The sequence below is a fragment of the Pseudomonas sp. R62 genome, from assembly GCF_000257605.1.
Taxonomy (GTDB): Bacteria; Pseudomonadota; Gammaproteobacteria; order Pseudomonadales; family Pseudomonadaceae; genus Aquipseudomonas; species Aquipseudomonas atacamensis.
On sequence record NZ_JH635999.1, the window covers coordinates 29150 to 34453 of the forward strand.

Genomic DNA, 5304 nt, shown 5'->3' on the forward strand with positions numbered 1-5304 from the left:
CGGTTTCTCAGCTCGATGGTTAGCGGCAGACACCTCGGTCGGCTCCCTCTCCCTTGGGAGAGGGCTGGGGTGAGGGGTAGGGCCGCCGCGCAGTATCATCGAACAGATAAACAAAAGCCCCGCATTCGCGGGGCTCTTTGTTCTGCTATGGATCAGCTGCCTTTAACGGTTTTGCCGTTAACCGTGCCGTCCTGGAGCATGATGTTGTACTCCTTGCCGTCAGTCTCGACCTGTTGCAGGCGCACCAGCAGGTAATCCCAGTCCTTGGCGAACCACAGCACGGTGATGCGCTTGCTTTGTGTCGGATCGCGCACGCGTTCGACCTTGATCGCGTCGATCTGGCCGGCCTTGGTGTCGACCTTTTCCGAACCCAGCACGCGGAAGTCGTAGGTATCGACTTCGCCATCATCAACCACCTGATAGCTCATGCTTTTCTTGCCGGCGGCAACGTCGTGCTGCAGCGCCAGTTGGTAGGTCGACTTGTCGACCATGCCACGGTTCAGCGGGATTTTCACCGCGTCGCCACGGTCGGTGCCGGTCACCAGTTTGTTGGCCCAGTCGAAGTCCAGATCAGCCTTTTTCGCTTTGCCCAGACCGCCACGTTCAAAGTGGTAGGACTGCGGCAGCAGGGTGTCCTTGTCCAGCTTCAGGGTGCTCTCTTCAGTCAGGCTGGCGATCATCATCGAGGCCTTGAAGCTGAGTTTCCAGACGCCGTTGGCTTCCTTGGTCAGGCTGCGTTCGGCGGTGCCGCTCATGGGCAGCTGCTTCCAGTCGGCGGTGTAGCTGGCGGAGAACGGTTGAAGGTCCGCTGCCTGCGCGAAGGGCAGGGCGAGCAGAGCGCAAGCGAAGAGCAGGGCGCGACGCATAATATCTCCTAGTGTCGAATCAAGTGGCCGCTGGCGGCGAGTAACTGGCCGTCGAGTAAAGCACCCTGGTCACCGAGTGTCAGCCTGCCTTCGGCAAACCAGCGTACTGCCATCGGGTAGATCAGGTGTTCCTGAACGTGGACTCGTTGCGCCAGACTCTGCGGCGTGTCGTGCAACTCTACCGGTAATACTGCTTGTACGACCAGTGGTCCGCCATCGAGTTCCTCGGTGACGAAGTGCACGGAGCAGCCATGTTCCGTGTCGCCGGCCTCCAGCGCACGCTGATGAGTGTGTAACCCTTTGTATTTGGGCAGCAGCGACGGGTGGATGTTGAGCAGGCGACCCTGGTAGTGGCGCACGAAATCAGCGCTGAGAATGCGCATGAAGCCGGCCAGTACCACGAGTTTGGGGTTGAATTGGTCGATCAGTTCGATCAACGCGGCATCGAAGGCCTCGCGGCCCTCGAATGCCTTGTGATCCAGCGAGCGGGTGGCGATACCCGCGTCGCGGGCGCGTTGCAGGCCGTAGGCGTCGGCGCGGTTGGAAATCACCGCAGCGATGCGGACCGGGCTGTCGCCGGTCCGCGTGCTGTCGATCAGAGCCTGCAAGTTACTGCCGGTGCCGGACAACAGCACCACGACATCACAGGACTTTGGCATCAGTGAGCCTTGAGGTTCTTCAGCTCGACCTGCGCAGCGCCCTCGGCGGCCACGGCGATCTGACCGATGACCCAAGGCTGCTCGCCAGCGTCACGCAGGGTGTTCAGCGCAACTTCAACGTGCTCCTGAGCTACACAGATGACCATGCCGACGCCGCAGTTCAATACGCGGTGCATCTCGGTTTCATCAACGTTGCCTTTCTCTTGCAGCCAGTCGAACACGGCCGGGCGAGTCCAGCTGGCCACGTCAACCACTGCTTGCGCGCCTTTTGGCAATACGCGTGGGATGTTGTCGAGCAGGCCGCCACCGGTGATGTGGGCCATGGCCTTCACAGCGCCAGTGTCCTTGATAAGCTTGAGCAGTGGCTTGACATAGATGCGGGTCGGGGCCATCAGCAGGTCGGTCAGCGGTTTGCCGTCGAGCTGGGTGTTTTCGATGTCGGCACCGGAGACTTCGATGATCTTGCGGATCAGCGAGTAGCCGTTGGAATGCGGGCCGGACGATGGCAGGGCGATCAGCGCGTCACCGGTGGCGACTTTCGAGCCATCGATGATTTCCGCCTTTTCCACGACGCCGACGCAGAAGCCGGCCAGGTCGTAGTCTTCGCCTTCGTACATGCCTGGCATTTCAGCGGTTTCGCCGCCGACCAGCGAGCAACCCGACAGTTCGCAGCCAGCGCCGATGCCAGTGACAACCTGGGCAGCGGTGTCGACATTCAGTTTGCCGGTGGCGTAGTAGTCGAGGAAGAACAGCGGCTCGGCGCCGCACACCACCAGATCGTTGACGCACATGGCGACCAGGTCGATGCCGATGCTGTCGTGCTTGTTCAGGTTCAGCGCCAGACGCAGCTTGGTGCCGACGCCGTCGGTGCCGGAGACCAGCACTGGCTGCTTGTAGCCGGCCGGGATTTCGCAGAGGGCGCCGAAACCGCCCAGGCCGCCCATGACTTCCGGGCGCGCAGTGCGCTTGGCGACGCTCTTGATGCGTTCGACCAATGCTTCACCGGCGTCGATGTCTACACCGGCGTCCTTGTAGCTCAGGGAGGGTTGCTTGCTCATGATCCAGGCCTTTAGGGGAGGGGATTCAGGGGGTAACGACCGAGTTCAGCGGGAACATCGAACTCGATGGGCGATCGCCTCACGCGAGTTTCGAGGGGCCCGGCTGTTGCCGGTCTGCGAAGGCGCGCGATTTTATCAGGCTTGAGGGGCAGCGGCCATCCTCGCACCGACGGGCAGGGCCATATCGGCGGAAATTTTTTGCAATCGCAGGGTATGACTGCCTGTATAAGGTGTGGCGATTAACCGTCTATCGTTAGGACTGTGCGAAAACTTACCGCCACCGTGTGAATGTTTTGCCAGGGGTGGGGGTCACAGCCTTGCTCAAACGGTTCACGCGGCGTGTTCCAGCCGCTCCTGTCGACGGGAATTTTCCATGCGTTTTTGTAAATTGTTATTTGTAGGCTGCCTGACGCTGGTCAGCCTGGCGAGCCATGCCGAAAACCTCAAAGGCCTGTATCAGGTGCGTCAACCGGTCAACGGCCAGGCGCCGGAAGAGCGCGATCGCGCCACGCAGGCGGCGCTCGATACCCTGGTGCTGCGCCTGACCGGCGACCCGAAAGCCGCGCAGAACCCGGGGCTGGCACCGATTCGCAAGGATCCGCAGCAAATCATCAGCCAGTTCGGTTTCGACGCGGGGCCACCGGAAGTGCTGAAAGTCGACTTCGATCCGGCAACCACCGAGCAGGCCTTGCGCCGGGCCGGGTTGCCGGTGTGGGGCGCCAGTCGACCGTCGATCCTCGGCTGGTGGCTGAACGATTCAACTGAAGGTGCGAGCCTGGTCGGTGATGGTCAGGCCGCAGCCGCAACGTTGCGCACGGCCGCACAACATCGCGGTTTGCCACTGCGTTTGCCACTGGCTGATCTCAGTGAGCAACTGGTCGCCACCGCACCGGCGCTGGAAAGCGCTGATCCCGCGCCTCTACGCAGTGCTTCGGAACGCTACAACGCTGACGCCTTGCTGGCGGTGCACGCGCGCGAAGAGGGCGGGCAGTGGCAGGCAAAATGGCGCTTGTGGCTCGGTGATCAGAAAGAGGCCGGCAGCGTACAGGGCGCCGATCAGGCAGCTGTCGCCGATGCGGTGATGCTGGCGGTGGCCGAGCGTCTGGCGCCGCGATTTGTCGCCAAGCCCGGCGCATCGGGTCAGCAGACCCTGGAAGTGCAGGGCATGAATCTGGAGCATTATGCGGCGCTGCTGCGGTTACTCGAACCGTTCGGCGTGCGTCTGCAAAGCGTGCAGGGTGATCGGATCGTCTACCGGGTCAATGGCAGCGTCGATCAATTGCGCGCGCAATTGTCGCTGGCGAAGTTGCAGGAACTGCCGGCCGAAGCGCCGGCCCCGGTGGCGCCTGCCCAGCCAGCGGCGGATGGTACGCCTGCGGTGGCAGCGCCAACCCCGGCAGCGGCGGCACCGTCGTTGCGGTTCCGCTGGTAAGTCTTTCCTTATATAGAAGCATCAGGAGTGGTAAATGGCCGATACGCGGCGTTGGTTCTGGCTCGGTGGGGTAGTCCTGCTTTGCGCGTTTGTATGGTTGCTGCACCCGATCCTCACGCCGTTTCTGGTCGCGTTGTTGCTGGCTTATCTGTTCGACCCGCTGGTGGATCGTCTGGAACGGCTCGGGCTGTCGCGAACCTGGGGTGTGATCGCCGTGTTTGCCTTGTTCACCTTGATCGTCACGGCGTTGCTTCTGGTGCTGGTACCAATGCTCGCCAAGCAGTTGCTGCGTCTGTACGAGCTGGCGCCGCAGATGCTCGACTGGTTGCAGCACACCGCTGTGCCGTGGGCGCAAGCGAAACTGGGGCTGTCGGACGGCTTCTGGAAATTCGATAAGGTCAAAGCTGCGATCAGCGAGCACATGGGCCAGACCACCGACATCGTCGGCGTGGTGCTGAGTCAGGCGACGGCCTCGAGCCTGGCGCTGATCGGCTGGCTGGCAAACCTGGTGCTGATTCCGGTGGTGAGCTTCTACCTGCTGCGCGACTGGGACGTGATGATGGGCAAGATCCGCAGCCTGCTGCCCCGTGATCGCGAAGAGCGCGTGGTTGCGCTGGCGGGCGAGTGCCACGAAGTGCTCGGCGCGTTTGTGCGCGGGCAGTTGCTGGTGATGGTTGCGTTGGGGGTGATCTACGCGGCAGGCCTGATGATCGTCGGTCTCGAGCTGGGGCTGTTGATCGGCCTGATTGCCGGGCTCGCGGCGATAGTGCCGTACATGGGTTTTGTCATCGGCATTGGCGCGGCGCTGATCGCCGGATTGTTCCAGTTCGGTGGCGATCTGTACCCGATGGTCGGGATCGTCGCAGTGTTCATGGTCGGTCAGGCACTGGAAGGCATGGTGCTGACGCCGCTGCTGGTCGGGGATCGGATCGGCTTGCACCCGGTGGCGGTGATCTTCGCGATCCTCGCTGGCGGCGAGCTGTTCGGTTTCACCGGCGTTCTGCTGGCGTTGCCAGTGGCGGCGGTGATCATGGTGCTGGTGCGTCATGTCCACGACTTGTATAAGGATTCCGGGATCTACAGCGGCGTTGACGAACCTGAGCTGTGATGGCGCGGGCGGCCCGGCGCTTGGCCGGGCTGGCCCGTGTCGTGCAGGCGAGGGCGCCAGAGAATCCGTCACAAAACCGCTGCGTCAACGCAAACCTTTGATTTTGCTTGGGGTCTGTCGCATTGTGCGCTCAGCCTCACGGGTATAAACTTCGCCAACTTTACACAGAGGCCACTAACGG

The 5304-nt window shown here is 62.2% G+C and carries 5 protein-coding genes; 2 read left to right on the plus strand and 3 right to left on the minus strand.

The annotated features are described in order from the left end of the window. Positions 1–152 precede the first annotated feature (152 nt). From OQK_RS18545 to purM, 3 genes are read right to left on the minus strand one after another with little or no spacing between them, the layout of a single operon-like run. The gene (locus tag OQK_RS18545) at positions 153–866 is read right to left on the minus strand and encodes a DUF3108 domain-containing protein (protein ID WP_016773693.1); all 714 of its coding nucleotides are present in this window, start codon (positions 864–866) and stop codon (positions 153–155) included. Between the two features lie 8 nt (positions 867–874). Next, on the minus strand, positions 875–1525 hold the full coding sequence (gene purN / locus OQK_RS18550; protein WP_016773694.1) for a phosphoribosylglycinamide formyltransferase: 651 nt from the start codon (positions 1523–1525) through the stop codon (positions 875–877). Beyond that, on the minus strand, positions 1525–2583 hold the full coding sequence (gene purM / locus OQK_RS18555; RefSeq protein ID WP_016773695.1) for a phosphoribosylformylglycinamidine cyclo-ligase: 1059 nt from the start codon (positions 2581–2583) through the stop codon (positions 1525–1527). Before purM ends, purN begins: the two co-directional genes overlap by 1 nt. 373 nt (positions 2584–2956) lie before the next feature. On the opposite strand from purM, the gene OQK_RS18560 reads away from it, so the two are divergent. Next, the gene (locus OQK_RS18560; RefSeq protein ID WP_016773696.1) at positions 2957–4015 is read left to right on the plus strand and encodes a DUF2066 domain-containing protein; all 1059 of its coding nucleotides are present in this window, start codon (positions 2957–2959) and stop codon (positions 4013–4015) included. Positions 4016–4049: 34 nt separating this feature from the next. Continuing rightward, positions 4050–5123 (plus strand): AI-2E family transporter, encoded by a 1074-nt coding sequence (locus OQK_RS18565; protein ID WP_016773697.1) that lies wholly within the window; start codon positions 4050–4052, stop codon positions 5121–5123. Positions 5124–5304 lie beyond the last annotated feature (181 nt).

Coding starts and splice junctions, on each gene's coding strand:
- purM (WP_016773695.1), bottom strand. CDS start 2,583: ATGAGCAAGCAACCCTCCCTGAGCTACAAGGACGCCGGTGTAGACATC.
- OQK_RS18565 (WP_016773697.1), top strand. CDS start 4,050: ATGGCCGATACGCGGCGTTGGTTCTGGCTCGGTGGGGTAGTCCTGCTT.
- purN (WP_016773694.1), bottom strand. CDS start 1,525: ATGCCAAAGTCCTGTGATGTCGTGGTGCTGTTGTCCGGCACCGGCAGT.
- OQK_RS18545 (WP_016773693.1), bottom strand. CDS start 866: ATGCGTCGCGCCCTGCTCTTCGCTTGCGCTCTGCTCGCCCTGCCCTTC.
- OQK_RS18560 (WP_016773696.1), top strand. CDS start 2,957: ATGCGTTTTTGTAAATTGTTATTTGTAGGCTGCCTGACGCTGGTCAGC.